The 2167-nt window shown below is 67.1% G+C and carries 1 protein-coding gene; it reads right to left on the bottom strand.

Going from position 1 to position 2167, the window contains the following annotated elements:
- Positions 1-36 precede the first annotated feature (36 nt).
- Positions 37-1857, bottom strand: coding sequence for an AMP-dependent synthetase/ligase (locus K789_RS0100950; RefSeq protein ID WP_024365111.1), 1821 nt, complete (start codon positions 1855-1857; stop codon positions 37-39).
- Between the last annotated feature and the right edge of the window lie 310 nt (positions 1858-2167).

Genomic DNA, 2167 nt, shown 5'->3' with positions numbered 1-2167 from the left:
CGGGCCGTACGTGACCCCGCGTTGCTGTGGTGCTGCCTAGACCTGGGTGGGACGCGGGGCGCCGTACATCTCCTCGATGACGTTCTCGAAGTCCTTCATCACCTGGGCGCGCTTGACCTTCATCGACGGCGTCAGGTGCCCGGACGCCTCCGTGAAGTCGGCCGGGACGATCCGGAACGACTTGATGGCCTCGGCCTGGGATACCGACTGGTTGGCGCCGTTGATGAGTTCCTGCACCGCGGCCTTGACCACCGGGTTGTCAGTGGCTTCGGCCAGGGTCGTTGAGGCGGGCAGCCCGTGGCGGTGCAGCCAGCCGGGCAGGGCCTCCTCGTCGAGGGTGACCAGCGCGCCGATGAAGGGCCGGTTGTCGCCCACCACAAGCACCTGCGAGACCAGCGCGTCGGCGCGGATCTGGTCCTCCAGGAGCGCCGGAACGACGTTCTTGCCGCTGGCCGTGACGATGATTTCCTTCTTGCGTCCCGTGATGGTCAGGAAGCCCTGCTCATCCAGCTGTCCGATGTCTCCGGTCCGGAACCAGCCATCCGCAAAGGACTCAGCGGACAGGTCCTCACGCTTGTAGTAGCCGCGCATGACGCACACGCCCTTGGCGAGGATCTCGCCGTCGTCGGCGATTTTCACGGAGTTGCCCGGAATCGGGGCGCCGACGGTGCCGATCTTGATCAGGTCCGGTGTGTTCACGGTAACCGGGGCCGTGGTTTCGGTCAGCCCGTAGCCTTCCAGGATCTGCATGCCGATGCCCTGGAAGAAGTGGCCCAGCCGCTCGCCCAGCGGGCCGCCGCCGGAGACGGCGTGGGCCACCTCGCCGCCCATGGCCGCGCGGAGCTTGCCGTAGACGAGCTTGTCGAAGAGGGTGTGCTTGAGCTTCAGGCCCAGGCCGATCCTGCCGGCCTGGCGGGCGCGGGAGAACTCGATGGCGGTGTCCGCGGCTCGATGGAAGATGGCGCCCTTGCCACCGTCCTCTGCCTTGGTGAGCGCCGAGTTGTAGACCTTCTCGAACACCCGCGGCACCGCGAGGATGAAGGTTGGTTTGTAGCTCTGCAGGTCCGGCAGGAGGTTCTTGATGTCCGGGGTGTGGGCCACCGTGACACCGGCGGCGACCGCGAGCACGGAAATGAACCGCGCGAACACGTGGGCGAGCGGCAGGAACATGATGGTCCGGGCCTGCTCGTGGACGATCTTGTTCAGTGACGTGGCCAGCGCGTTTTCGGAGAGTTCCACGAAGTTGCCGTGGGTCAGCTCGCAGCCCTTGGGACGTCCGGTGGTGCCGGAGGTGTAGATGATCGTGGCGAGGTCCTTGAGCGATGCGAGGCTGCGCCGTGCCTCCAGCTCCTCGTTGCTGACGGTCGCTCCGGCGGCGCGGACCTCGTCGAGGCCCGTGCCTTCGAGCTGCCAGACGTGGGCCAGGGCCGTGAGGCCTTCGGAGGTGGCGGCCTGCCGGATGATGTTCTCATGGTGGGCGGATTCGCCGAAGGCCGCGACGGCACCGGAATCACCCAGGTTCCAGGCGACCTGGGAGGGCGAGGAGGTCTCATAAATCGGCACGGAGACGGCACCGGCGAACCAGATGGCGAAGTCAACGAGGGCCCATTCGTACCGGGTGCGGGACATGATGCCAACCCGGTCGCCGGGCCCGACGCCGCTGGCCATCAGGCCCTTGGCGAGCAGGGAAACATCGGCCAGGAAATCGGTGGCCCGGACGTCCTGCCATTGTCCGGCCGCGTCGAGGCGGGAGAACAGGGCCGGGTTGGAGGTCTTTGCGGCCTGCCGCAGGACCAGGTCCGTGACGTTCGTTTCCGGGGGGACGTTGACTAGGGGCGGGACACTGATTTCTCGCACGTTAGCTCCTTTGATATCCATGGACCCGCGAGGGGTACGACTAACACTAGTATGCGGTCCGGGGCATGTGGGTTACACCACACCTACTGGCGAGTAACATACCGGTTTGGTAACCCGGCTGCCAAGCCCGAGGGGCGCGCCGGACCCCGTCCGGGGGTGCAGGCCGGCGGTGACCCCGGCCGGCCTCCCGGTGATGCGGCCTGTGCCGGGGCTCTGCGGCGAATAGGATAGGGAACCATGCACACACCAACACCGGGACAGCAGCCCGGCCCGTACCGCAGAACGGCCGCCTGGCGGCGCAGGACGCTGG

The sequence above is a fragment of the Arthrobacter sp. TB 26 genome, from assembly GCF_000427315.1.
GTDB lineage: Bacteria > Actinomycetota > Actinomycetes > Actinomycetales > Micrococcaceae > Arthrobacter.
The sequence above is the reverse complement of the archived record's forward strand: the minus strand, read 5'-3'. Positions and strand labels throughout refer to the sequence as shown.